17 protein-coding genes and 1 tRNA gene are annotated in these 25,761 nt (G+C 57.2%); 10 read left to right on the top strand and 8 right to left on the bottom strand.

Features of this window, described 5'->3' with window-relative positions; genetic code table 11:
- Positions 1-56: 56 nt before the first annotated feature.
- Positions 57-2,072, bottom strand: a complete 2,016-nt coding sequence (locus MUN82_RS19745; protein WP_245093176.1) for a T9SS type A sorting domain-containing protein — start codon at positions 2,070-2,072, stop codon at positions 57-59.
- Between the two features lie 308 nt (positions 2,073-2,380).
- Between MUN82_RS19745 and MUN82_RS19740 the strand changes: the two genes are divergently transcribed.
- Positions 2,381-2,875 carry a SixA phosphatase family protein gene (locus tag MUN82_RS19740; protein ID WP_245093174.1) on the top strand — a complete coding sequence of 165 codons (495 nt, stop codon included), beginning with the start codon at positions 2,381-2,383 and terminating at the stop codon, positions 2,873-2,875.
- Positions 2,876-2,886: 11 nt separating this feature from the next.
- Positions 2,887-4,983 carry a polyphosphate kinase 1 gene (gene ppk1 / locus MUN82_RS19735; protein ID WP_245093172.1) on the top strand — a complete coding sequence of 699 codons (2,097 nt, stop codon included), beginning with the start codon at positions 2,887-2,889 and terminating at the stop codon, positions 4,981-4,983.
- Between the two features lie 182 nt (positions 4,984-5,165).
- Here ppk1 and MUN82_RS19730 read toward each other — a convergent pair whose 3' ends face one another.
- Together MUN82_RS19730 and MUN82_RS19725 are read right to left on the bottom strand one after the other, a co-directional pair.
- The gene (locus MUN82_RS19730) at positions 5,166-6,335 is read right to left on the bottom strand and encodes a DUF6268 family outer membrane beta-barrel protein (RefSeq protein WP_245093170.1); all 1,170 of its coding nucleotides are present in this window, start codon (positions 6,333-6,335) and stop codon (positions 5,166-5,168) included.
- Positions 6,336-6,552: 217 nt separating this feature from the next.
- Positions 6,553-10,497 (bottom strand): metallophosphoesterase, encoded by a 3,945-nt coding sequence (locus tag MUN82_RS19725; RefSeq protein ID WP_245093168.1) that lies wholly within the window; start codon positions 10,495-10,497, stop codon positions 6,553-6,555.
- A 277-nt stretch (positions 10,498-10,774) separates the two neighbouring features.
- On the opposite strand from MUN82_RS19725, the gene MUN82_RS19720 reads away from it, so the two are divergent.
- Positions 10,775-12,013 carry a Pycsar system effector family protein gene (locus MUN82_RS19720; RefSeq protein ID WP_245093166.1) on the top strand — a complete coding sequence of 413 codons (1,239 nt, stop codon included), beginning with the start codon at positions 10,775-10,777 and terminating at the stop codon, positions 12,011-12,013.
- 176 nt (positions 12,014-12,189) lie between these two features.
- On the opposite strand, the gene MUN82_RS19715 is transcribed toward MUN82_RS19720, so the two are convergent.
- Positions 12,190-13,359 carry a DUF2652 domain-containing protein gene (locus tag MUN82_RS19715; protein ID WP_245093164.1) on the bottom strand — a complete coding sequence of 390 codons (1,170 nt, stop codon included), beginning with the start codon at positions 13,357-13,359 and terminating at the stop codon, positions 12,190-12,192.
- Positions 13,360-13,489: 130 nt separating this feature from the next.
- Here MUN82_RS19715 and MUN82_RS19710 point away from each other — a divergent pair.
- From MUN82_RS19710 to MUN82_RS19700, 3 genes are all read left to right on the top strand, one after another.
- Positions 13,490-13,561: transfer RNA gene (locus tag MUN82_RS19710), tRNA-Arg, on the top strand.
- A 706-nt stretch (positions 13,562-14,267) separates the two neighbouring features.
- Complete coding sequence (locus tag MUN82_RS19705; protein WP_245093163.1) at positions 14,268-15,752, top strand: nicotinate phosphoribosyltransferase; 1,485 nt, start codon at positions 14,268-14,270, stop codon at positions 15,750-15,752.
- A gap of 203 nt (positions 15,753-15,955) precedes the next feature.
- Positions 15,956-16,168: a heavy-metal-associated domain-containing protein gene (locus MUN82_RS19700; RefSeq protein WP_245093162.1), complete on the top strand. Its 213-nt coding sequence runs from the start codon at positions 15,956-15,958 to the stop codon at positions 16,166-16,168.
- Between the two features lie 75 nt (positions 16,169-16,243).
- Here the strand turns inward: MUN82_RS19700 and MUN82_RS19695 are convergent, their stop codons facing one another.
- Positions 16,244-17,128, bottom strand: a complete 885-nt coding sequence (locus MUN82_RS19695; RefSeq protein WP_245093161.1) for an alpha/beta fold hydrolase — start codon at positions 17,126-17,128, stop codon at positions 16,244-16,246.
- A 173-nt stretch (positions 17,129-17,301) separates the two neighbouring features.
- On the opposite strand from MUN82_RS19695, the gene MUN82_RS19690 reads away from it, so the two are divergent.
- Complete coding sequence (locus MUN82_RS19690) at positions 17,302-18,033, top strand: tetratricopeptide repeat protein (RefSeq protein WP_245093160.1); 732 nt, start codon at positions 17,302-17,304, stop codon at positions 18,031-18,033.
- A gap of 88 nt (positions 18,034-18,121) precedes the next feature.
- On the top strand, positions 18,122-18,868 hold the full coding sequence (locus tag MUN82_RS19685) for a hypothetical protein (RefSeq protein ID WP_245093158.1): 747 nt from the start codon (positions 18,122-18,124) through the stop codon (positions 18,866-18,868).
- A 112-nt stretch (positions 18,869-18,980) separates the two neighbouring features.
- Here MUN82_RS19685 and MUN82_RS19680 read toward each other — a convergent pair whose 3' ends face one another.
- Positions 18,981-21,443 carry a M4 family metallopeptidase gene (locus tag MUN82_RS19680; protein ID WP_245093157.1) on the bottom strand — a complete coding sequence of 821 codons (2,463 nt, stop codon included), beginning with the start codon at positions 21,441-21,443 and terminating at the stop codon, positions 18,981-18,983.
- Between the two features lie 291 nt (positions 21,444-21,734).
- Between MUN82_RS19680 and MUN82_RS19675 the strand changes: the two genes are divergently transcribed.
- Entirely contained in the window at positions 21,735-22,526 is a 792-nt protein-coding gene (locus MUN82_RS19675; protein ID WP_245093156.1) for an SDR family oxidoreductase, read from the top strand.
- Between the two features lie 93 nt (positions 22,527-22,619).
- Here MUN82_RS19675 and MUN82_RS19670 read toward each other — a convergent pair whose 3' ends face one another.
- Positions 22,620-23,507 carry an ATP-grasp domain-containing protein gene (locus MUN82_RS19670; protein WP_245093155.1) on the bottom strand — a complete coding sequence of 296 codons (888 nt, stop codon included), beginning with the start codon at positions 23,505-23,507 and terminating at the stop codon, positions 22,620-22,622.
- Positions 23,508-23,586: 79 nt separating this feature from the next.
- Complete coding sequence (locus MUN82_RS19665; protein WP_245093154.1) at positions 23,587-24,894, bottom strand: amidohydrolase; 1,308 nt, start codon at positions 24,892-24,894, stop codon at positions 23,587-23,589.
- Between the two features lie 127 nt (positions 24,895-25,021).
- Between MUN82_RS19665 and MUN82_RS19660 the strand changes: the two genes are divergently transcribed.
- Entirely contained in the window at positions 25,022-25,678 is a 657-nt protein-coding gene (locus MUN82_RS19660; protein WP_245093153.1) for a phosphatase PAP2-related protein, read from the top strand.
- Positions 25,679-25,761 lie beyond the last annotated feature (83 nt).

Raw genomic sequence — 25,761 nt, 5'->3', positions numbered from 1 at the left:
GCGTGAGAAGGTCCTTCACTCCGCTCAGGATGACAGGTTTTTATACTTTACACTACTTACTTCGAAAAGCGGTAGGTATGGGTGCCTACGCGCAGCAGGTAGAGGCCATTCGCTGGCAGATCGGCCACTGAGATACGCAGTTCAGCACCCGGCAATACTGTTCCGTGCTGCACCACCTGGCCAGCCGCGTTCAGCACCGTATATGCGGTTTCGTGGGGTAGGGGCGCGGCGAACCGCACCGCCACCTCGCTGGTAGCGGGGTTGGGGTAGAGTGTGCCGGCTACTGCGGCCAGCTGCACGGTCACCACCGGGCTGAGGTGGGCCGTCTGGTCGAGGTCGAGCTGGCGCAGGCGGTAGTAGATGCTGCCGCTCAGCTCGGAAATCGGGTCAAGGAAGGTGTAGATGCGGGTGCTGGCGCTGTTGCCCTGCGCGGCCACCTGACCCACGGCCTCAAACCGCCGTCCATCGAGGCTACGCTCTACTACAAACTGCGCACTGTTTTTCTCCGAGGCCGTGGCCCAGCGCAGCGCTACCTGCTGTTTCTGAGCCGTAGCCGTGAAGCTGGTTAGCTCTACCGGCAATATTACAGGAGCAATTACCAAACAGCTACCATTGTTGTAGGTGATGTTATTGGACTGATTACGCGCAATCAGGCCCACGGCGTAGGTATTCACGGTCACCACGTCGCCAATGTTTCCTGACCATTTGTGCGCTCCCTCGGCCGAGTTGATGCCATACGGATTTTGTTGGGGCGCGGGGAAATTGGTCAAATTAGCATCGTCCCAGAAGGCATAGTCGATGTTGCCTGTGTTGCCGGGCCGTACCTCCCGGATGATGATGCCGCCGGTATTGTTTTCTGCATCGAAGATGGGAAAGTTTACTGGCCCTACCCCACTTGAATAGGTGATGTTGATGTTGCCGGAAGGCATGGTAACACCCGTATCGGAAGTACCGTCCCAATCGAACTGGTTGTCGCCTTTCTGCGTCAGGCCTTCCAGCAGCCGGTCATTCGCGGCTTCATAGATCTTGTTGTTGTTGCCATCGATGAAGATGGTGCCGAAACCAGCCTGATCGACGCGTAGCGTGAAAATAGCTCCCTTGTTATCGGAGCGGCAGCTGGTGCTGATGGTAGGGGCCGAAGGGCGAATGGTAGTAGGATAAATAGCCGGATCCGGATCATTCACAAACAATTTATACTCAGCCGTATTGAAAGATCCACCACGACTTTTACGCCAGTCTTTGTAGGTACCAGAAGCTTTGCTAACGCCGTAGGAGTTGGCCGTTAGGAGTACACCCCAGGGCTGCATCCCGGCGTAATCGACCCGCTTAATAAAATAAGTACCATCGTAATTAGGATTCGGAATGAGGGGGTAGAGCGAAAAGGTGCTGGCCAGCCGGGCTACGTCTGAACCCGCCGTGAAACCCCAGCTTTGCGAGTACAATCGACCGGTTTTCTCGCCAGTAGCAGCGCGCACCGTCACGTCCCAGATGTCATAAGCTGTACGTACTTTATTGGCGACAACACTACCATCAGTGTTTACGGCTACAAACTCCAACCAGAATTCCTGGGCGCTACCCGTGATGTTGGTGTACGACAGCGGATTGTACCCCCCCGTAACGGTGCCATCGTAGTTGGGGCCCACGCTGGCTTGCGCAGGATTATCAATGACACCAGGACCAGCTGCCAGCAGGGCGTTGTTGGGATTAGTGCCCGTTGCCGGATTGATTTGCGTGGACATGACCGTATTGATAGTCGATGTTCCCGCTGATATATAACGCAGCTGAATACGCAGGGATGTGTGCGTATTGTTGTAGTTCATGCGGTGCACGCCGTAGTGCACGGTTTCGTTGGGCTCCACGTGCACGTACATGCGTTCGGCAGCCGAGCTACCCTCGTTCAGAAACTCGCGGGTATTGTTGCCGTCGTTTTGCTGGAGGTAGCCCACATAGTCGTTGGTTGCATTGGTGGCGGCTCGAGGTGAGGTCGTACCCGGCGTTAGGTTCTTTGAGCCCTCGGCCTTTACTTCGTATCTACCAGCGCACAACAATAATCCTAAAATAGGAATAAGCAAATTATTGCTCAGGAAAGTATTATATCTGCTCATTGCCTTGACTATGTGTATTTTCTACAGCAAAATTCCTCTTGAGTTGATTATAAACCAATACATCTATCTTATATAATTTATAAATATTTCTATTTTTGGAATTCAATTCTCAAATTGAATCACATCTACAAACTGCATCTCTCAATTCCCTTGTACCTCGGCCTTTGTATTGGCCGTTTTCTTGCGGCCAGCCTATCCGCAACCTTGCCCGTGCCCGATAACCATTTCGGCCGGGGCGTAGTAAAGAGACGTGCTTACCCATCGTGCCTCTACCCATGAAGATTCTGTATCTGATGCGCCACGCTAAATCCAGCTGGAGCTACGACGAGTTGAACGACCACCAGCGTCCCCTCAACGACCGGGGCCGCGACGATGCCCCGCTGATGGGGCAGGCCTTGGCCGAGCGCAACATCAAGGTAAACTTGCTGCTGACCTCCTCGGCGGTGCGGGCCCAGAGCACGGCTGTGTTGGTAGCCCGCGAGATTCACTACCCCCACGACCAGATTGTGGTGGATGAAAGCATCTACCGGGCCGAGGTGAAGGATCTGCTGCGAATAGTGCGCGAATGCCCCGATTCGGCCAGCTCGGTACTACTGGTAGGCCACAATAACACCATCACGGAGTTTGCCAACCTGCTCTCCCCTACCCCCCTCAACGAAATGTCGACCGCGGCGGTGGTATGCCTGCATTTTCGAGTGGATAACTGGACAGCCATTGACCGCGCCAACGCAGAGTTTTATTTCTACGACACGCCCAAGAACCAGAAATAACGCCTCGCCCTATGGCAACGTCCACTACTACCCCTCCGGCCCTACCCCTTCTCAACCGCGAGCTGAGCTGGCTGACGTTCAACTACCGCGTGTTGCAGGAAGCGCAGAACCCCAGTGTGCCGCTACTGGAGCGCCTGAAGTTTCTGGCTATTTTCTCCAGCAACCTCGACGAGTATTTCAAGGTGCGCGTGGCTACGCTGCGCCGCTTAGTGAAGCTGAAGAAGAAAACCCGCGCCAAGCTGGGCGACGACCCCGCCGAGCTACTCCAAACGGTACTGCAGGAGGTAGGGCGGCAGCAGCAAGCTTTCGGCGACACGTTTCGGCAGCAGATTTTGCCGGGTTTGCAGCAGGAGCACATCCACTTGATTTCGGAGCACGACCTGAGCCCCACGCAACGCGAGTGGGTACAGGCGTACTTCCACGAGCATGTGCGCGACCTGCTTTCCCCTATCTTCCTGGACGACAATCTGCACCACTTGTTCCTGCGCGACCAGGCCGTATACCTCACGTTTTTTCTGACGCACCCAGCCAGTAAAAAGCAGGCCGACGAAGAGCGCGTGCTGGTGATGGAGCTGCCCACCAAGCGCCACGGTGGCCGCTTTGTGCGCCTACCCGACGAAGGCGAGGAGCACTACGTAATGTTTCTGGACGATGTAATTCGGGTGGGCGCGCACGAGCTATTTCCCGACTACGGGCACGTGCAAGTGCAGGCCATCAAACTCTCGCGCGATGCCGAGCTGGACATTCAGGAAGAGGTATCGAGCAACCTGCTCCTCAAAATCAAAAGCAGCCTGCAAAAGCGCGAAACCGGCTTTCCGGCCCGCTTGCTCTACGACCCCGCCATGCCCAAAGAGGTGCTGCGCGCCGTGATGCAGAAAACCGGTATCGGGCGCGACGAGCTGGTGGAGGGCAGCCGCTACCACAACTTCCGCGACTTTTTCGGCTTCCCGGATTTTGAGCTGGCGCACTTGCAGTATGAGGCCCAGCCGCCCTTACCCCACCCTACCCTGCCAGCGCGGCCGGGCACCATGCTGGCCGCCATTGCCCGCCAGGACCACCTGCTGCACCTACCCTACCAGTCGTTCAGCTACGTAGTGAACCTGCTGCGCGAAGCCGCCGCCGATCCACTTGTCAACAGCATCAGCATCACGCTCTACCGGGTGGCGGGCAGCAAGAGCGAAGTGGTGAAAGCTCTGCTGAAAGCCTTAAAAAAAGGCAAACAGGTGACGGTGGTAGTGGAGCTGAAAGCCCGCTTCGACGAAGAATCCAACATCTTCTGGGCCGACAAGCTGCAGAAAGCCGGCGCCGACGTGATTATGGGCATGCCTGAGCTGAAGGTGCACACCAAGCTGCTGCTGATTACGCGCACCGAGAACGAGCAGAACCGTCAGTACGCCTACCTCAGCACCGGCAACTTCAACGAAGCCACCAGCCGCATCTACGCCGACCACGGCCTATTTACGGCCGATCCGCGCCTGACGCAGGAAGTGGCCGCGCTGTTCCGCTATTTCCACGACCGGCAGCCGCCTACCAACCTGGAGTACATTTTGGCCGCGCCCTTTGACCTGCGCACCCGCCTAGACGCTCTACTTGATGCGGAGATGGAGCGCGCCCGAAACGGCCAGGATGCTTACATTATTCTGAAGCTAAATGCCTTGCAGGATGAAGACATGATCAAACGGCTCTACCAAGCTAGCCAAGCTGGCGTGCGGGTAGAGCTGCTTATCCGGGGCATTAGCTGCCTGATACCCGATGCGGCCGGCGCAGGTGACAACATCAGTCAGCAAGGCATTGTGGACCGCTACCTGGAGCACGCTCGCGTGTACTTATTCTGCAATGGCGGCCAGGAGCTGGTGTACGTGGCCTCCGCCGACTGGATGGCCCGCAACCTAAGCCGTCGCGTAGAGGTAGCCTTCCCCATTCTCGACGAAAAGCTACGCGCCGAAGTGCGCCTACTCCTCGACTTCCAACGCCAAGACAATGTGAAGTCGCGCGACTACCACAACAACTTCATGCAGGTTGAAGACGGTGCTACCCCCATGCAAGCCCAACTCGCCACCTACGAGTACTTAAAGAAGCTGACGCAGAAGAAGAGGAGAAAAGGGTGAGGAAGGAAGGTGAAGTTATGAGTTTGTGAAGTTATAAACAGGAAAAGCGTCTGTCATCCTGAACGCAGTGAAGGACCTTCTCACACTAGAACAATGTCATATGGACGACTCGTTCTTGCGTGAGAAGGTCCTTCACTGCGTTCAGGATGACAGACGCTTTTCCTGTTTACAAGTTCACGATTCTACTTCCCCATCGTCTTTTTCAACAGCTTGCGCGGGGGCACGATGAAGACCTCCAGGCTGGCGTAGGGGGCGCCGCCCAGGGTGTTGTCGATGATGCGGGGGCGGGTGCCGGCCCGGAACAGGCTGAAGCCGCGGTTGCCGTCGTAGTCGAAGCCGTTGAAGGAGGCATTATAGCGGTAGCCGGCCTCAATGCCAAACCACAAGAAATCATAGATTTCGCGCTCCAGGCGCAAGCGGGGTTTCAGCTCCGTTTCGCGGATGATGAGGGTGGTGAGGTTGCTATTGGGCAGGGGCTCGCGCAGCGTGATGTTGTAGTTGAGACCATCTACGGTGTAGCCGCCCAGCAACAGGGTTTTCTCGTTCACGTTGTAGCGGAACGTAACGCGGGCCGGAAACAACGACTCTACGCCCCAATGCTCGTTCCAGGTGCGGTTGTAGAGGATAACTGGGTAGATACTCTGCCGCCCAAAGGTGTAGCTCAGCTGCAACCCAACGCCCCAGGCAAACCGGGCGTTGCGCTTCCAGCCGTAGATAAACTCACCCGACATTTTCAGGTAGTCGTTGAAGCCCAGGTTGCTGCTCTCGGAGGTATAGTCGCCGTTCAGCTCGCCCTTCACGCGGGCCAGGTACCAGTGCACCTCGTCGATGGGCCGAATGGCGGCCAGCTGTGCGCCCAGGGTTTTTAGGCCTTTGTCTTCTAGGTTACGGTAGAAGGGCGAGGCATCGGGGTCTTTGAACTGAAACTCCTCCCGATCATAGTTCACACCCAGAATCACCTTCAAGTGCGGACGGTTCCACAGCGGTGCGTAGGCTTTGATAAAGGCCCGGCTGTTTTTAGTCACCGTGGTGCGGGTGTTCACGTCGGCTACCCCCTCCGTATTGCTTTTGGTCTTAGTGTCGATCCGAAAGTCACTCAGGCGCTCAATGTGCGCCACAATGCCCTTGCTGGGCCCCATTCCAATAACCGAGGGCACGGCAAACTCGCGGGCTTCGGTGGTCTGCCCTACCTCGCCCACGGAAATAGTATCGGAGGGGGTAGGCGCCGGCACTGGGTATACGGGTGTGCGCGGTGGCGCTTCCTGTGCACTGGCGAAATGAAATCCTAAGCTAAGCCCTACGCTCAATAGCGCTGCTTTAGCCGGAAACCGTAGGGAATAAAGTAGCGTCATGTACGCGAAAATGAGCGTGTTTCAAAAAAGAAAAGACGTTAAGCGTTGCTCTTAACGTCTTTTCCTGAAAAAGGGTACTGGTTAGTTCTCTTCTGTCATCTTGAACGCAGCGCAGCGCAGTGAAGGAGCTTATTACATTGAAAAACATAGTAACGACTCGTTTCAACGTGATAAGGTCCTTCACTGCGCTGCGTTCAGGATGACAATTGAAAAACCATTAAAACAGAAAGTCGAAACCGACAAAGATGAGCTTCTCCTCGCCCACCGAATACGTGGCGTTCAGCACGGCTTGCTTGAGCACGTCTATCCAGATACCGCCGCCGTAGGACGTATGGAAGGCCTTGAGGCCTGTTTGCACATCGTTGCCGGAGTATACACGGGCGGCATCGGTGTGGCCCAGGATACCAAACTTGCCGGGCACCAGGTAGGCATTGAAGCTGAAGAGCTGCAAGCGGGCTTCTAAGTTGCCGTAGAGCGAGCTGCGGCCGGCGTAGCGCGTGCGGCGGTAGCCGCGCAGGTTGGCCGCCGACAGCACCATGGTATTCTGTCCGCCTAGGGTATTGGCCTGGTAGAAGCGGTAGTCACCGATGTTGTGGGCCACCCCTACCCGACCGGCCCAGGTGAGCTGGAACGGGAAATTGGGGCTGATGTAGGCCCGGAACTCGGAGGCCAAGCGGCCATAGTTCAGCATCTCGCCACCCAGCTGGTGGTTGAACTCGGCACTGTTGTACCAGCGCAGGCCAATGCGCGGGTTTTTGGGCGAGCTGGCCGCGTCGATGTTCATGTAGATTTTACCGCCCAGATAGCGGTTCAGCTGAAAATCGGAGGGCCGGATACCCAGCGCCGCGCCGGTGTAGCCATTGTCGATGCCCTGCTGAATCTGATTGCCCACGTCAAACGTCGACACCCGGAACTGGTCGTACTGCGGGCCAAACCCTACCTTCAGGAAGCTGAACACGTCCTTCTCCAGCATGGGTGCCACGTAGAGGCGCGAGAACCGCACGCGGTAATTGTCGTTGATGTCGCGGTTGCGTACCCGGTCGTCGGACTGCTCGGCCAAGATATTACGCGAGTCGTTACCCTTGCCGAAGTAGTTGTAGAGCAGCTGCGGGCCGTAGAGCTGGCTGTTGATTTTCAGGTCGAACTTGCCTAGCACATCCACAAAGGTACCCGTGTAGCGAATGTTGTAGGCATTGCGCGAGGGTGCCCAGTTAGCCACCAACGTTTGCTCCGTGGCAAACGGACCACGCCGGAAGCCATACGTGCGATAGGTGGCGCCGCCGCCCACGAACAGACCATCGTCAATGTTGTAGCCGAAGTAAGCCGCCGGCCCAAAGTAGTTGAGGCGGTAGTCTTTGCGGTCGGCGCGGTTGGGGTTGTCGTAGCGGCTCACGTCGTTGCCGGGTTCCAGGTGCAAGCGCGTCTCGGAGCCGGCCGTAATGACGTTGGCCGTGTCTACCTCGTTATCATACACCAGCGTTTTGTGGCGCCGCAGAAAGCCGCCTACCCGCGAGTTGTCGGTGATGGTGTCCTTGTCAATGCCCCCAATGATGCGCAGAATAGGCCCGCCGTTCGACTGCCCCGTCACCTTATAAATATCGTTGCCGGCTACGCCATACAGGCGCACATCCTTGGTTACTTTGCCGTCTATGACCTTGTCGAACAACACCTTGTTGGTGTTGCCTTTCTTGCTGATTTTGGTCATGGTCACGTGCAGTTTGCTATCGGGTAGGCGCTCTACCTCAAACAGCTCGCGCTTCCGGCTACCTTTCACTTCCACTACTTTGTTTAGCATGCCATAGTAATCGGCAGCTACCTGGGGCAGCAGGTTGCGGCGGTTTTTGAGTTTGGCCACAATCTCGGCGCCGTGCAGAGCGTAAATCTCGGCAGGCCACTGCTTCTTGAAGGCCTGCTCAATCTCGGCGTCGGTGAGGCGGTTTTTCATGTCCTCGGCAATTTTCACCCATTGCTTCTGGGTCAGCTCACCCAAGAAGCGCCGGTCGTTGCTGAGGGCTGTCAGGTTCAGGCCACGCCAGTCGGCGTAGTCATAGCCAAAGTTCTGGAAGTTGCGCACCGCAAACTTGCGCGAGGCCAGGTAGGGCAGCAGCCCATCGCCCTTGAAAAATGCCACGTCGCGGTCTTCGGGCACCGCCGTAAACTTCCGGTCGCCATCCTTGTCCTTTTTCTCAGCCCAGCGCCACTGGTCTTCGTGCCGGTCCCAGTCGCCAATCCACATATCAAACAAGCGCGAGCGGGCAAAGTCCTTTTTGTCTACCTGGTTGTCGTTGTCCTGCTCCAGGCGCTCCATCACGCGGTCGGTGCCTACCAGGTTGGTGGCATAGTCCAGCGAGGCCACATTGCTTTGGTCATCCTTGGCATCTTCTTCCAACATGGCCGTGGTATTGGCAAAGCGGTTGTAGTACTGCGCCAGTCGGGGGTCTTGCGGAATAAAGCGCGGCACCGGGTTGGTGTGCAGGATGCCCGCTGCCGAGGCCAGCGGGGGTAGGGCAAACGCTGCGTAAGGGTGCTGGGCCGAAATCTGATCCTGCAGCAGGTCGCGGGCGGCACCGTCGCGCAGGGCTTCGGGCAGCACGGCCGCGGGGTCTTTGTCGAGGCTGCGCAGGGTGTAGTTGCGGTTTTCGTTGTTGCGCAACTTCAGTGAGGCCGTTTGTTTGCCGCCACCTACTTTATAGGGTGTCAGGCCGCCTTTCTCACGCGCCAGATCCAGCACCGGAAACGGCACGGGCGTGGCCCATTCTTTCCGGTAGTGCTTGCCAAAAATGAAGTTGTGAAAGCCATTGTGGTCGTTGTACTCCGGGTTGATGGCCACCGTCACGGTGCTGTCGCGGAAATTACGCTGCGGCACGTTTGGCATTGCTTGGTTCGACTCGCTGCCTACCTGCTTGGTAGCCACGTCCTTCTGCAGCGCGTAATTGGGCGTGCGGAACACCAGCCGACCGGTTTCGCCCCGGCCAGTTGGCACCCAGAACTCGGTCCACACCTCACCGTTGGTGTAGTAGTTTACGCGGGCAAAGCCCTTTTCCTTGTCCGAAAATACGGCGTCGCCCCCCCTACCCGGTTTCACATGCTGGGTTTTGCAGCCCGAGCCACTGGTAATAAACGTCATGTTTTGCTCCCGGAAAAACTGCAGGTTGTGCTCGTGTCCGTTGGCGTAGATGATGTTGGGATACTTGGCGAAAATCTCCATCAGGCCCTTCTTATAGGACTGATACAGCGGGTGGGGTAGATCTTGGCTGATGCCGCCGTACTTGCGCGCCAACGGGTAGATGGAGCCAATAACGGGCAGCGGTAGGTAGGCGTACTTGTAGACGATGGACAGTGGAAACAGGTGGTCGGTGAAGGTGAAGTAGCCCCCGTGGATGCCGTCGGAAAACAGCGGATGGTGGGCTACCACCATAATGTTTTTGCCCTTGTTGCGAGCAATAATGTCTTCGATTTGCGTGAAAAAGTCGGTTTCGTTGGCTACGCCACAGTCGTTGTTGCTGCCATAGGGCCGCTCGCCGTTGGTCTGCAAAAACCATTGCGAGTTCACGGCAATCATCACCAGGTTGTCGGAGAGCTGAATCTCGTAGGGACCAGGGCAGGCGTCGCGCGGGATGAAAAAGTCGCCGGTGTAGGCAAATGCGGCCGAGTCACTTTGCAGGTAGCGCTCTACAAAGTCCTGCTGGCGGTTCACCTGCTCCACGCTACCGGCGTGGCCCTGTTTCCAGTCGTGGTTGCCCGGAATCATGTATTTCTCGCCCTGGTAGCCTTCCAGGGTTTTCAGTTGGGCCACCATGCGCTCCTCCGATATCTTGCGGTCGTACGCCTCCTCTGGGGGTAGGCCGTACTCGTAGATATTATCGCCCAAAAAAACGGTGGTGCTCTTGGCACCAGCCGCCAGAATCTGGCGGCGCAAGTAGTTCAACGATGGCTCGCCGCCTACCTTGGCATCGGCGGGCTTGCCCACATCGCCAATCAGAAAGACCGTGTAGCGCAGTTGGCTGCTGTCGGGCGGCGTCATCGACTCCCAGTTTTTACCATCGCCCCGGTAGTTGGGCCGCTCGGGGTGGGGCGTTTGCGTGGCCTGGCCCCGCGCCGATAGCACACCCGATCCAGCAAGAGCCAGCGACAGGAAATAGTGCAAAATCTTTCTTCTCATACGAAGGAAATAAACAGAACTTTAACTACTACGTGTCGCTTCACCTTTTGTGAACCGCTTTGGACCCGTTCAGTTAGATAATTTCAGTAAACTTATTCAGCGTTTTCCACTGTCTTAGGAAGCCGATACCTGCTTTACCGTGGTGCAGAGCCCTACGCAAATGCTGGCGTCACAGTTTGGGTAGGTCTCACAAAAACCTCCGTGCGGCATTCCCGTTGTAATCCGATGGAGCGCAGCAGCCGAGCTGCTAGTCTCTTTTCAGTCCCTCCTTTCTTGTATGGAACCAACTGCCACGCTACCATCTACCAAGGCTGAGATAGTCAAAAAAGCCAAGGCGTACATTACGACGCTTTTCGAGGAAAAACTGTCGAAGCAACTTGTCTATCATAATCTGGACCACACCGTGAACACGGTGCGGGAGGCGCGAGCCCTGGGTCAGGATGCTGGTCTGAGCGAAGACGACCAAGAAGCCCTGGTGCTGGCCGCCTGGTTTCACGATGCGGGCTACACCGAGGCATACGACGGCCACGAGTACCGTAGTATGGCCCTGGCCGAGCAGTGGCTGCAGGAACAGCACTACCCCACCGACCGCACCGCGCTGGTAGTGGATACGATTCGGGCCACGCACCGCGACGAGCCGCGCACCACCGAGCTCCAGCGCCTGCTAGTAGATGCCGATATGAGCAACACCGGCCGCGAGGACTTTGCGGCCCGCGCCGAGCTGTTGCGCGCCGAGTGGGAGCTGTCGCAGGGCCGTACGTTTTCCAGCGTAGGCTGGGCCGAGTCGCAGCTTGATTTTCTGATGTCGTTCAAGTTCCTGACCTCGGTGGCCAAAAACCGTTACAAGGAGCAGCTCAAAGAAAACATCAAGGAACAGCGCAAGCTGCTGAAGAAAACCGAGAAGAAGCGCAAGGAGAAAGACAAAGCCCGCACCGAAACCTTTGCCGAGCCCAAACGTGGCATCGAAACCATGTTTCGGACTATGTACGGCAACCACATGAAGCTATCAGACATGGCCGACAAAAAGGCTAACATGATGATTTCGCTGAATGCGGTGCTTATCTCGGTTATCATCACCTACCTGGGTACCAAGGTAGGCGGTAAAACGGCGGTGCTCAGCCCGGCCATCACACACAATCCGGTGCTTTCTATTCCTATGGGCATCCTGCTGCTCACGTCGCTGGGCTCGGTAGTGTCGGCCATTCTCTCAGCCCAACCCGATGTAACCAGCTTTAAGTGGCTGAAGAAAAGTCCCGAAATTGCTACCAACCGCCGCGTCAACCTATTGTTCTTCGGCAACTTCACCAAGCTCAACCTCGACGATTTTCAGGGCGGCATGCGCGAGCTCATGCGCCAGAAGGATTCGCTCTATACCAACATGGTGACAGACGTGTACTACCTCGGCGAAGTACTATCGCGCAAGTACCGCCTGCTGCGTATCAGCTACACCATCTTCATGGTCGGCCTGATCCTAACGGCGCTGTCGTTCGGTATCGTGCTGCTGTATAAGCTGTGAGATAGAGAAATAGAGAGTAAGGAAAGGCGGCTGTCATCCTGAGCAGAGCGAAGGACCTTATGCCCGCAGAACGAGTCGTTGTTTCGCTTGTCGTTCTGACGTGATAAGGTCCTTCGCTCTGCTCAGGATGACAGTCGCCTTTCCTTACTCTCTATTTCTCTATCTCACCATCTCCCCTACCGCCGCTCATACATCCGCTCGCAGAGCGAGGCCAGTTGAAGAATGGAGCGGCCCAGAAAGCGGCGCATCCGGCGTAGCTGGCCAATGCGTACGCTGCGCAGGGGACTGGCTACGTAGCCACACTGAAACTCCAGCGTGACTAGGCAGGAATGCTCGTCTATTACTTCAATAAAGAAGAAAAGCAGCGAGTTGGGAAAGAGGCGGAAATGCGAAATCTTCTCCACATACTCCAGCCGCTCGGTTTCTTCCTCAAACAGCTGTACTGTCTGGAAATCAATCTGCCCATTGCCCACGTCCACCTTGTAGCTGGTGCCCAGGCGGCCGGCTTTGGTAACGTCGTAGTGTACGCCGGTGGCCTTTTCCATCCACGAGGGCCGCAGCCGGAAGTTACGAATCACGCGCAAGGCATATCTGGCGGGCACTCGCACGGCCCGGCGCACCTTCAGCACGCCGCTCTGGCTACTGGAGTCGCTGCCATCGAGCGTGGCCAGGAACTGACGCAGGGGCGTGAGATGGGCGTAGCGGTAGCGTATACGACCCAGATGCTCGTAGGCCGTAGAGCCTCGCAGCAAACGCGTCCAGTTGAAGCTCTGCGCAATATCGGTAGGCTGCTGGGTGCGCAGGTAGCCGTCCGAGAACAGCATGTACTCGCTACCCATCACGTTGTTTTTGAGCAGGCGATGCACCACAATCACCTCTTTGCCCATCAGCTTGGTGTGCTGCCGAATCTGGGCCACGCTCACAGGGCCGTAGTGCACTATAATCTTGAGCGTGAGCTCGTACCCACGCAGGGCAATACCCAGCTCCGAGTCGGCGTCGCGCTCTACCAGGCGCAGGTAGTTCTGAAAGTCGAGGAAGATGCGGCGACACTGCTCTACCATTTGCCGGATGGGCGGTGGTGGCCCTATCCGGTAAAACAGAATAGCATCTCCCTGAATCTCACTCACTTGCATCCCTATCATATTGGCTTCGATGAGGATTTCGAGCAGATCAGCCACCAGGAACGGTGCCAGCTGGCTGCCCGACTCCTGAATGAAGCGAGTGAAACCACTGATATCGGGAATGCACAACAGGGTCGGCGTGCAAAGGTCGGCTTCAGCAATAGCCACCGTTGGGCGGCGACCCGCCGCCCGGCGGGAGGCGCGCAAATCATCCAGTAGGCCCATACAGCAAGGAAGAGGTGAAGGAGAGGACAACGTTCATACGAAGACAGACAGCGGCGAGACGCCTACCCATTAACAACTTTGGAAGAGCATTTGAAATACACGTATCTTTACCGAGTTGCACGACAACGCTGGCTGCGTAGTTCAACGGATAGAATAGGCGTTTCCTAAACGCTTGATATGGGTTCGATTCCCGTCGCGGCTACTACGAATATTATGCTGTTTTGCTTGAGAACGCGCCTTCGTGGCGCGTTTTTTTGTGCTTTGTCCGGAAAGTTGACTTTTGAAAATATTTTTCAAAAAATGGATCTGTCACAACTTGGAGTGCACACCAACAACTTTTGAACAAAAATCCACCTCTATATAGCCTAAATATAGCTTACTATTATATTTAATATAAAAAATATCCTAGTCGCATTTTGATCAGGATTTACCTTTTTTGGGAGCCGATGAAGCAAGACCTTTGGGTATACTCTTCGACCTCCGAGCTATGCAACACTCTCATCAGCCTCCGACCTCGCAACAAGGCCTGCTTCAACTAATTGCCGTTATGATGTTGTCTTCACCTAGCATCCTATCGGCCTCCGCTCCTACCGCTCACTAGCGGTTTCACCCTTTCCATTCTTCCTTTCCATTCCTTTCCACATCCAGACCCTAAGAACCGAAGGCGTGAGCTTTCGGTTTTTGGTGTCTTATGCCGTTTCTGGGCCGGTGGTGTAATTCGCAGCCACTTGTCTGATTGGTAGCAGATAATAGCATGACGACCAAGCTTCTCGCTTGATTGGGCAACCAGGTCTCAACTTGAAGTCACAGATTTCGGTAGCTAGGCCACTATTTCTTCGCGGGTAGCGCGTACCTTGATGGCTCAACGGTAACTTTTATACTGTTAGCAAGCCTCTAAGCGTCACTGCATGAATCCTGCTCCGCTATCCGGGCTCTATGCCCCCTCGCTTTCCCTCCTCACCGACCTCTACCAGCTCACCATGGCCTATGGCTATTGGCAGCAGGGTATGCAAGACCGCGAGGCGGTGTTTCATCTGTATTTCCGGAAGCCGCCGTTTGGGGGCGGCTATGCCGTGGCGGCGGGCCTGGCCTACGCCGTAGACTGGCTGAAGGAGCTGCACTTCTCGGCCGATGACCTGGCCTACCTGGGCAGCCTGCGCGGCAGTAAGGGCACGGCGCTGTTTGACCCCAAGTTTCTGGACTACCTGCGCGACTTGCGCTTTACTTGTGACGTAGACGCTGTGGCCGAGGGCACGGTGGTGTTTGGCAACGAGCCGCTGGTGCGCGTGCAGGGGCCGCTACTCCAGGCGCAGCTCGTCGAAACGGCCCTGCTCACGCTTGTCAATTTTCAAACACTGATTGCCACCAAGGCTGCCCGCATCCGGGAAGTAGCCGGCTCTGACCAGATTCTGGAATTTGGTCTGCGGCGGGCGCAAGGGTTTGATGGGGGCTTGTCGGCGAGCCGGGCGGCCTACCTGGGCGGGGCCGATGGCACCTCCAACGTACTGGCCGGGCAGCGGTTTGGCATTCCCGTGCGTGGCACCCACGCCCATAGTTGGGTAATGGCTTTCGGAGACGAGGAAACCGCCTTTGCGGCCTACGCGCAGGCTTTTCCCGACGATTCGGTGTTTCTAGTAGACACCTACGACACCTTGGAAGGCGTGCGCCATGCCATCAACGTGGCCCGGCAGATGCGGGCGCAGGGGCACGAGTTGGGCGGCATTCGCCTCGATTCTGGTGACCTAGCCTATCTTAGCCGCGAAGCACGCGCCCTACTCGACGAAGCCGGCTTCACCAACACCCGCATTGTGGCCAGCAACGACTTGGAGGAAAACCTCATCATCAGCCTCAAGCAGCAAGGCGCCCGCATTGATACTTGGGGGGTAGGCACGCAGCTCGTAACGGCTTACAATCAACCCGCTTTGGGAGGCGTGTATAAGCTGGCTGCCCTGCGCAAACCCGACAACTCGGGTTGGGACTACACCGTGAAGCTCTCGGAGCAAATTGTGAAGACCAGCATACCAGGTATTTTACAAGTGCGGCGCTACGAAAACGAGAAAGGCCAGCCCCGCGCCGATATGCTCTACAACATCGCCGAGCCCCTACCCGAGTCGCTGACCATTGTAGACCCTACTGACCTCACGCGCCGCCGACCTATCCGTTCCACCACGTTTCGGGAGCTACTGGAGCCTATTTTTCGGCAAGGCGAACTGGTGCACCAACTGCCTACCCTGGCCGAAAGCCGCGCCCGCGCCCTACAGGAAGTGCAAAGCCTCGACCCCAGCATCCGCCGCTTCCTGAACCCACACGTGTATCCCGTGGGCCTGGAGGCTACTCTGCACGACTACCGCACCCAACTGATCCTAGAAAAGCGTCCACAACGGCCAGCGTAACTCTTTTGCCTGCCACTTCACCTATAGCAGCCGAGCGAGGGTAGCATGCGGCAAGGGTAGTAGTAAGCCGAATTTTATACACTGCCGCTTAAAGCTTACACAATTCTACCCGATACTTTCTATCGCTTTTCTTGTTCTATCCTTATCCAACCCGTCGCTGCGTAGCTCCGGCAGAATCGCGGCGACCTAACGTGCTACTTCTTATGAACACCCTGAAATTTAAGACTACTATCAACTGTGGCGGCTGCGTGCGCGCCGTTACTGGCCCGCTCAATGAAGAACCGGAAATTACCAGTTGGCAGGTGGATACCGACAACCCCGATAAAATCCTGACGGTGCAGGGCGACAACGTGCAGCCGGAGCAGGTAATCCGGGCTGTGCAGGAAGCTGGCTTCGAGATTGAGTCGATGGCGTAGCTCACTGACTGCCAATACTCTTGACCGCCCCGTTACGTGCAGTGCTGCGCGTAACGGGGCGGTCTGCTTTTCGCCCTACCCTGCTTTAGCTCCTACCATCTTTAGCAACTGCTGGTAGATTATATTGTGCTGCCAATACAACTGCAATACCATCGGGATGTGCTTCTTGCCGGGTAGCACCGTGTAGCTGGGCTGCTGCCCTACTGCTTGCAGCCGCTCCCGAAACCGGGCGCTACTGTTTTGGATAGAAGGATACGTGTCGCCGCCCACGAACAGCAGGAAAGTCGGACTGCTAGCCGACACGGAGTACATGGCAGAGGTAGTGCGCCACACGGCGGGGTCGTTGCCAAACGGTACCAGATACTGCTCGTCGCCGGGGTATTCCATTTTTTGGAGGTAGTCGAGCATGTCCAGCCCGGCGGGGTCGTCGAGGATGGCACCACGGATGGGGTTGTGGGCCAGCCCCCAGCGCGTGAACAGCTCGTTTTTGGTGGCAAGTAGCGCCGCCAGCCCACCGCCGGCCGAGTGGCCCATTACGAACACCCGCTGTGGGTCACCACCGTACGCGGCCACGTGCTGGGTAGTCCAGACTACGGCGCGGGCGCAGTCGTCGGCCATTTGCGGCACGCGCACCTGCGGGGCCAGCCGGTAGCTGATAACCACGGCTACTACACCCTGTTTGGCTAGTCGGCGCCCGATAAAGGAGTATAGATTTTTACTGCCGCTGTTCCAGCTGCCGCCGTGGATGAACACCACCACCGGTAAGGGTGCGGGGCCGCGCTGGCGGGGCGTGTACACATCCAGCAACTGCCGACCGACCCGATAGGCCGAGTCGGTAGCCGGCACGTAGGCCACGTCGCGGATGCGGCGGCTCGGTCGGGCTACGGCGTACTCGCCAGCAACCAGTAGCAGGAGCAAGCCAGCCACCGCAGCCGGTAATCCATAACGGAGTAAGCGCATAAGAGGAGCAGAAATGGGATAAACGGAACGTTGCCCATACGTACTCCGCCTAGCAGCAGGCGGATTGCCATGCCTACTTATAGGTATTATGGTTGCGTGGCGCAGCGTTGTATATTTGTTAGCTAACATTGCACGTTACCACTTTATCATTCGTTTTTCTGCTTCTTTCTTTGATGAAACACTTTCTGCTTCCCTGCGCTTTGCTATTTGCTTTTTTGGCTGCTACCCCGGCGCATGCTCAGCGCAAATCCAAATCCAAGGGCAAAACTGAAGCGGCCACTACCACCATTACAGCGGCCAGCCGCGTGCAGCCACTATTTGGCGGACTATCGGCGGCGCAGGCCGAGCAGGCCCTGGGCGCTACCTACCTCAGCAATATTCAGAAGAGCTTTGCATCGCGGGCCGAAGCCAGTGAATTTTTCACTACCAAGGGTTTCGAGTATCTCAACGAAGGCCAGATTGATACGGCTACGTACCGCCTCAACCTAGCGTGGGTGCTCAACCCCAAGAACCCCCTACCTTACCGTGGCCTGGGTGTGATTGCCAGCCGACAGCCTACGCCCGATGCTTCCATCGACCTGATCAACCAGGCTCTGGCGCTGGCTCCCAACGACAACCAGGCCCTCAGCGACCTGGGCAGCCTTTACCTGATTCGGTACGAGCAAACCAAGAAGAAGAAAGACCTGACCACCAGCACCGACTTCCTCAACAAAGCCCTGGCCGCCGACTCTACCAACGCCGCCGCCTGGCAGCAGTTGGCCCGGGTATACTACATTCAGGAAGACTACGCCAAGGCTTGGGATGCTGTGCACCAGGGTCAGAAGTACAGCGTAGCCAGCATTGATTTCAACTTCATCAGCGAGTTGATAGCCAAACAGCCCGACCCGCAAGGCACGTTTAAATAGAGAACCGGAAATCTACCTAGTGTGCTCAGCATCACAGCGCACTACCCCGTTCCCGGCCCCCGTCCTTCATTTCCATTCTTTCATTCCCGTGAAATCCTACCTTCTGTTTGCGGCTCTGCTCACCTCATTTGCCTGCACCAAAGCCCATGCGCAAGACCATCCGGAGCGCCGCAAACGCCACTACGACATGCAGGCCCGTACCTATTACCGGGGACCGGTGCGCTTTTCGGCCGGTGCTGGCGTAGCCCTGTACAATGGCGACCTGACGAAAGGCCTTAGTAATCAGCTGCCCGGTCCCAGCTTTAGTCTGGGCGTGCTCTATCCCGTGCATCCGCACTGGACAGTGGGCAGCGAGGCTACCTATTTCCAAATAGGCTCTACAGACTACCTTCCCGAGCGTAATCTTGCCTTTCGGGGGCGCAACGGTACGGGCACCGTATTCGTGCGCTTCGAACCCCTGCGCGATGGGTCATACTACGCTGCCCCACGGCCAGCGCCTACCGCCCTCGTGAAACCCTACCTGAAGCTGGGAGTGGGCCTGGCCCTCTACAGCCCCAAAGCCTACAACGGTACCACCCGCCCCGACGCCACTACCTCTTTTCTGCGCCCTGAACGCGGCGACTATCCCGCCCTGGCGATAGTGGCACCCGTGGGTCTGGGCGTAACCCTGCGCCTCACGCACAAGCTCAACGCCACGGCCGAAGCGGCCTACTACTTCACCACCACCGACCAGCTCGATGATATCAGCACCGGCCTCGGCCGCTCCAGCTCCGCCCTCAAGGATGGGTATGGATTGGTTGAGTTGAAGCTGGAATATTCGCCGTGGAGTAGGTAGGCACGTCTCGCGCGCAGTGGTATGTGAGAAAATTAGAATCTAGTGGCGTACATAAGAAAGGCCCGATGCACAGCGCATCGGGCCTTTCTTGTTCTATTTAGTAAAAAGGATATTATTCCTTTACAAACCGCTGGTGAAAGGTTTTCTGTCCGTCGCTGATGCTTAGGATGTACACACCTTTTGCCAGGGTCGATACGTTCAGTTCGCCCTTGCCGGTATAGGGCACGGCTAGCTTCGCACCGCGGATATCCATCACTTCCACGCCCGCTACGGTACCATTGTCGGGCAGAGCAATGGCTACGTGGTCGGTGGCGGGGTTGGGGTAGATAGACACTTGGCGGGTAGGTGCTTTAGCATCAAGAGTAGTAGCACCCGTGAGGCTGGCTACACCCGTGTTGTCGGCAGCTAGGGTGCCACCGGTGATGTTCACGGAGTAATCTTCAGTTTCGCCATAACCGTAAGTGCCGCAGCTGGTGGTAGCCGAGTTGTCGCTCATCACAATGCGCAGGCGGGTTTTGCCGGTTTTGGCCGAGGTAGGTACGGTGAAGGTGGCGCTCAGCGTGCTGCTGCTGCTGCTGCTACCCCCCACTACATTTTCACCGGCATCCGAGAAGTCGCCGTCCTGATTGTAGTCGATGTATACGTCCCAGTTTTCGGTATACGCCGAAGAGGCAAAGCCCGCGCTGAAGCTAATGGTCTGCGACGAACCGGCTGCAATAGACGTGCTCAGGGCCGTGCCGTCGTAATAGCCTCCGTCTTTGCCCGAGGTGCGGGCAATACTACCCAGCTTCACGTAGTCGATCCACTCGTAGGCTACGTCATTGCCTTTTGAGGTGCAGTAGGCAACTGTAGTGGGCGGAGGCGTAGTAGTGCCGCCACCAGAGTAAGCCGCGCCTACCCCCACGGCGTACCAGGCGTTGGTCGTGGCAATTACTTGTGCCGAGCCTGCCCCGAACAAATCGGTGGCTGCCTGGATGGAGTAAGTGCGCGCAGCCGCATAGTTGCTCGACGAGGTGAGGTATACGTCTTCGGTACGAAAGGCAATTTTGGCCGCGTCTATAATCCCTACCCCCGTCACCGAGTAACTGTTGCCCCCTTCGTTGGTACCGCTTTTGCCCTGGGTCAGGATATAAAACCAGTGGTTGAGTACGCCCGAGTTGGTATGCACGCCTCCGTTGTCAAGGGTGCCAGCATACCAATACTGGCCTTTGTAGAAGGCTGGCTGGCCCATGGCTTTGGGGTCGCTCATGGAGCGCAAAGCGGCCTGTTGCTTGTCGATGTCTTCGCCAATCAGCCAGGTGTTTTTGGTGAGACCGTAGCGGGCGGCGTTGTACTGCTCCACGCAAGCGCCCCAGATGTCGGAAAAGCCCTCATTCATGGCTCCCGACTCGTAGGAATACGTCAGGTTAGCGGTTTTTTCGCAGATGGCGTGGCCGATTTCGTGCGCGCACACGTCTAGCGCCGTCAGGGGACGGAAGCGGGTGCCGCCGTCACCGTAGGTCATCACCGAGCCGTTCCAGTAAGCATTCTCAAAGCCCTTGCCGTCGCCGGGTGTATCGTCGAAGTGCACGTAGCTCCTGATTTTGGCACCGGCGCCATCGTAGCTGTTGCGGCCGAAGATGTTCTTCCAGTAGTCATAGGTGGCCTGCGCGCCAAAGTGCGCGTCGCCGGCCGCGTTGTCGAAGTTGGCGTTGTTGTATTCGGCAGCGGTCCAGTTGTTGTCGGCGTCGGTGAAATCGACGGCGCTGGTGTAGCTGTTGCCCTTCTTGCAATTATACGTTTCGATGCCGTTGCCGCGGGTAGCCTCGCGCAGGCGGTAGCTGCCGTTGTAGCTGTCGGTGGCCAGTGAGCGGGTGCCACTATAGGCCGTAGCAAAGTTGCCCGTAGCAGCGGCGTGCTTGATGATGTCGTCTTTAAATACGACCTCGCCTGAATGGGCATCCACGTAGAGGTAGGCGCGACTCACGGGGGCTTTGGCGTACACGTTGAATTTCCACGCTAGCACCGGCTTCTCTTCGTTTTCGCCTACCCCAAGAATTACTAGCTCGCCTTTGGGCTTGTAGGTAGCGGCTGGGTTTTGCTGCTGCTCCTGCAACAGAGCCTCTTCATTGGCGTCCTGCCACATATACTGCCGGGCGCCCACAAAGCTCAGAGCCCGCTGTAAGGCGGCCGCTTCGGCCAAAGCCGGTTGCACTTCCAACTTTTCAATACGCGTGAGGCGGCCGCTCAGGCTCTCGATCTGTCCTTGCTTGGCGTGCACAGTGTAGTCGCCGTGCTCTACCTTAATACCACGATAGTATTGTTGGTACTTTTCGTGGACATACCCCAGCGCGTCGGCCGACGTTTTGGTACGCAGAAGCTGGTCGTTTGTAGCTAGTTGCAACTGTTCGCGCAGGGCTTTGTTAGCTTCGCTGAGAGCGTAACTACTTTTCGCACCGCGAAGCTGCACTAGGGTAGGCGAATCGTTTTTGACTGGCCTATCGGCCAATACAGGCATTTTTTGCTGGGCTTGGGCCGTAGCAATGCTTAGGCCGCCGAGCAAAAGCAAGGCGGCAGCAGAGTAATTTTCTGCCATACAAATAAGTGTGGTTTGGAAAGGAAGAAAGAGTAGGTCGTTCCGCTCAAAGCGGCATATCCAAATTAATAATATTTTAATATCAACCCTTATTATTTATACATAGCAAATAGTCATTATTCAGCTAGCTATAGGATGAGTTACCATCAAGGATTCCCATTTGTGGACTATTTAATTATCATTTTGTGGAGCGCATTGCACTTCTACCCCGTTAAGTTTACAAATCCGGGAAATTCTTAACGAATAGCTCCCTTTAAAAAAGGACAAAATCTTATACAATAATCCTTTTCCATGGAACATTCTGCTTCTACTTTTTCTGCCACGCGTTGGTCGCTGCAAGGGAAAGTTGCCGTTGTTACGGGAGCTTCCAAAGGCATTGGAGCCGCCGTGGCCGAGGAGCTGCTACGGCTGGGTGCCACCGTATTGGCCGTAGCCCGCACCGCCCCAGCGCTGGAGCAACAGGTAGGCAACTGGCAAGCCGCTGGCTTGGACGCACACGCGCTGGCCGCCGATGTCAGCGAGGACGTAGGTAGGCAGCAAGTACTGGACGCGGTGCGCGAGCGATGGAGCCGGCTGCATATTCTGGTCAACAACGTAGGCACCAACATCCGCAAGCCCACGGTGGAATACAGCATCGAAGAGTTTCGGTTTTTGCTGGCTACCAATCTCGAATCGACGTTTGCGCTGTGCCAAGGCGCCTACCCGCTGCTGCAAGCTGCTGAGAGCAGCAGCGTGGTCAATATTTCGTCGGTGGCGGGGCTGCGGCACGTGCGCACGGGCTCCATCTACGGCATGACCAAGGCCGCCATGGTACAACTCACCCGCAATCTGGCGGTGGAGTGGGCCGCCGACCGCATTCGCGTGAACGTGGTAGCGCCGTGGTATATCCGCACGCCCCTAGCCGAAACCGTGCTCCGCAACCCCGACTACCTCAACAGCGTGCTCGACCGCACCCCCATGCGCCGGGTAGGCGAGCCGGAAGAGGTAAGCGCGGCCGTGGCCTTCTTGTGCCTACCCGCCGCCAGCTACATCACCGGCCAATGCCTGAGCGTGGACGGAGGCTTCGAGGTGAATGGCTTCTAGGCTCACGGATTGAAGCGGATTTGACGGATTAGTCGGATTTTGTGGACGGTATCCTCTCTATCTGTCCTCCGCGCTACTCAGGAGAACAGACGGTTAGGAAACGTCTCCGCTTTTTAGAGCTGATAGCGCTTTCTCGTACTGTGGCAAGGAGGTAGGCTCGGTGGCTAGGTAGAGGAAGGGCTCAATCAGCTCCAACTCCATGAGTACCAGCTCACCGTCGATTTCTACTCCGTCTACGCGGGCGTAGAGGCAGCCGGGGGCAAACTGCTGCACAATGGCATCGGCGGTGCGACGCAAGTGCTCCGGCGCGGTTCGGGCCTGAATGCCGCCGCCCAGGTAGTGCTGCACCCGGAAGTCGCCGGACTTGGGAGTTTTCAGGACGCAATGGCTGTACTCGCCGCCCAGGTACACCAACGACCACTCGCCCTGCTCCTGAATCTGGGGTAGGAAAGGCTGCACCAGGAAGTCTTCGTGCTGAAGCAGTTCGTTGAGGTCGGGCGTGCGGATGGAGGACTCGCCGCGCAACAGCGCAAACGTGTTTTTGGCACCGCCGCTCACAGCCGGCTTCACTACTAAGTGGTCGGTTTGCAGGGCAGTGTGGGCAGCTTCGGCATCGAAATGACTACCACGAGGCAGCCACTGCGTGGGTACAATGCGTACGCCGGCATCCTGTATATCGCGCAGGTAACGTTTATTGGTGTTCCAGCGCACCACGGTGGCGGGGTTCAGCATGGGCACCTGCAGCTGCTCCATCCGGTCCAACCATGCGTAGAACTCCTCAATGCGGTCGAAGTAGTCCCAGGGCGATTTTAGAAGCACTACATCGTATTTCTCCCATTCCACGGCCGGGTTGGTCCACACACGGGGCTCTACGTGGTGCCCCTGTGCGCGCAGGTAGCGCGTGAGCAGGCTGTCTTCATCTTCTACATTGGGCGCGGCATACTGCGCCAAAATGTCGCAGGTAACTAAGGCAATATTCATCGCAGATGGTGCGGATTAAAAAGAATTTCGCGAACGGGAATTGAAGGATTGGTGGATGACAGTGATGGGTCATTCACTGCTACCGCTTCGCGCCCAGGTAGTCGGCGGCGAGGGTAGCCAGCGTCGTTACGCCCAGCGTCAGGCCGCTTTCGTCTACGAAAAAGTTGGGCGTGTGATGCGGGGCCGTATCTGCCGGATTCTTGCCTTTAGGCATTCCGCCCACAAACACAAACAGGCCGGGCACCTTCTCCTGGAAATAGGCGAAGTCCTCGGCGCCGGTTACGGCCTTCTGTTCCTGCACGTTAGTCGCTCCCGCCACGGCGCGCAGGGTAGGCACCATCTGCGCGGTCAGCTTTGGGTCGTTGTAGGTCACGGGCGTGTAGTTCACAATCTCCACCTCGGCGGTGGCGCCGGCGCTGCTGGCAATACCCGTGGCTACGCGACGTACATCGGCCCACAGCTTCTGCTGCATATCCTTATCCAGCGTGCGGATGGTACCCGTCAGCTCCACCTGCTCGGGGATGATGTTGTTGCGCACGCCGCCGTGCACCATGCCCACCGTCAGCACGGCCGCATCCCGGGTCAGTTCTGTTTGGCGGCTGATAATGGTTTGCAGGCCCAGAATAATCTGCGCGGCCGTTACCACGGGGTCCACGCTCAGCCAGGGGTAGGCCCCGTGCGCCGACTTGCCTTTCACTTTGATGCTGAATACGTCGGCGGCGGCCATTTCGCCGGTGGCGCGGTAGCGTAGGTTGCCTACCTCCGTTTGGGCGTTGATGTGCAGGCCGAAGATGGCGTCTACCTTGGGGTTCGTCATCACACCTTCCTGCACCATCAGCTTGGCACCACCCGTTTCACCGGGTAGGGAGCCTTCCTCGGCGGGCTGGAAGATAAACTTCACCGTGCCTGGTAGGTCTTTTTTCACCTGGCTGAGCACCTCGGCAGCGCCCAACAGCATGGCTACGTGCGTGTCGTGGCCGCAGGCATGCATCACGCCTACAGGCTGGTTGTTGTAGGTAGTCTTCACCTGCGAGGCAAAGGGTAGGCCGGTGGTTTCCGTCACGGGTAGGCCGTCCATATCGGCGCGCAACGCCACTACAGGGCCAGGTTTGCCGCCGCGCAGAATGCCTACCACGCCGGTGCGGGCCACGCCGGTTTGCACCTCAATGCCCAGCTTTTTGAGGTGGGCGGCTACAATGCCGGCCGTGCGGGTTTCCTGATTACCCAGTTCAGGGTGCTCGTGGATATCGCGCCGCCAGGCAACTACCTTGCTTTCTTCCTGCGCCGCCAGCTTGGCAATACGCGCATTTAGGGCGGCGTTCTGCGCCAGCGTTGGGAAGGTAGCCAACGCCAATGCGGTGGTGAGCAGGGTAGAAAAACGGGGCATATGCAGTGCAATAGAAGGCCTGAAAAAACGTCCTAAAGTACGCCGATGGCACCACTTTCGCACACCTGACTCGCGCTGCTTATTTTTGTACTGCGCCACTCTTTTATAGTGCGACGCGCTCTTTCGCATGCCCACCCATCGTTCTTCCGCCGCCACAACGCCGGCACGCCCACTCACTTGGTCGGCAGCCCGCACCCACCCCGCCTTCCGGCAACGGCTACTGGTGGCGCTGCTGCTGCTACTAGGCATTTCCTACGCCCTGCCTGCCTTTTTTACCTTCGTTCAGGCGCGGCCAGGCACGGTGCTGCCCGATCCGCTGCTGGAAGCCTTACCCGCCCACGACGTATCGGCGCCTACTTTCGGGGTTATCTACCTAAGTATTGCTGTGGCCTTGATTTATCTGCTGCCCCGCCCTACCCTGCTGCTGCGGGCGCTGTGGGCGTATGCCTTGCTGCACTTGCTGCGCATAGCCACATTGTGGCTTTTTCCCCTGGAGGCACCGGCCCACCTGCTCGTCCTCCACGACCCACTGGTGGAGCGTTTCTTCTACGCGTCGCAAGTCCCCATCACCAAAGACCTATTTTTTTCGGGTCATACAGCTACTCTCGCCCTACTTTCCCTGGCAGTAGGACCAGGCAGACTACGCCAGGTATTGGCTGCTCTTACAGGGGTAGTGGCCGCGCTGGTGCTGGTGCAGCACGCACACTACACCTACGATGTGCTGGCCGCTATTCCGTTCGCCTTCGGCAGCTATTGGCTGGCAGGGAAAGGGGTGAGTTTGTGAAGTTGTGAATATAAAAAGCGTATGTCATCCTGAGCGCGGCGAAGGACCTTATGCCAATTGAACGAGTCGTTGAGACGATAATC

The sequence above is a fragment of the Hymenobacter aerilatus genome (assembly GCF_022921095.1).
GTDB classification, from domain to species: Bacteria; Bacteroidota; Bacteroidia; order Cytophagales; family Hymenobacteraceae; genus Hymenobacter; species Hymenobacter aerilatus.
Note: the sequence above shows the minus strand (reverse complement) of the source record. Positions and strands in the feature narration are given on the sequence as shown.